Source organism: Vibrio sp. 1727 (assembly GCF_033344415.1).
Lineage (GTDB): Bacteria > Pseudomonadota > Gammaproteobacteria > Enterobacterales > Vibrionaceae > Vibrio > Vibrio alginolyticus.
This window is the reverse complement of record NZ_JAWPOT010000596.1, coordinates 1-538: the sequence shown is the minus strand read 5'-3', so window position 1 is coordinate 538 and position 538 is coordinate 1. Positions and strand designations below refer to the sequence as shown.

Below are 538 nucleotides of genomic sequence, written 5' to 3'. Positions count from 1 at the left end.
CGCTGGCGTCTGCCGACCAAAAGCGCTACATCTCTGGTCAACAATCCCTTTTTTAAGCGAATGCAACCGGTCGGTATCGCGGATGTACTGCGGTATGTAGAGCGCGAAACCGGGTTCATGAAATGTCTGACTCATGTACTTCCGATACAAAAACAAGGGTTCACTCATCAGGATGATTTACTGGCCATTCTGATTGCCAACGCCACTCACCGTGGTGTGTATGGCATGGCGCAGATCTCCGATCGAAGCTATGAACACCTGAGTACGGTGCAGGCCAACTATATCCGGCCTGAAACGCTGCATGACGCCAGCGACGTGATCAATAATGCGGTTGCAGCGCTACCCATCTTCCGCCACTACCATATTCAGGAGGACCAGCTGCATGCCAGTGCGGATGGTCAGAAATTCGAAACCCATCTGGAAACCTTTAAAACCCGGTACTCCTCTAAGTATTTCGGCACCAACAAAGGGATCACGGCCATGACACTGGTGGCCAACCACAGCGCCCTCAATGCTCGGATCATCGGTTCCAACGAGC

The 538-nt window shown here is 52.4% G+C and carries 1 protein-coding gene; it reads left to right on the top strand.

Going from position 1 to position 538, the window contains the following annotated elements:
• A partial coding sequence (locus tag R8O10_RS27125; RefSeq protein ID WP_318192216.1) for a Tn3 family transposase occupies nucleotides 1–538 on the top strand: 538 nt, incomplete at both ends.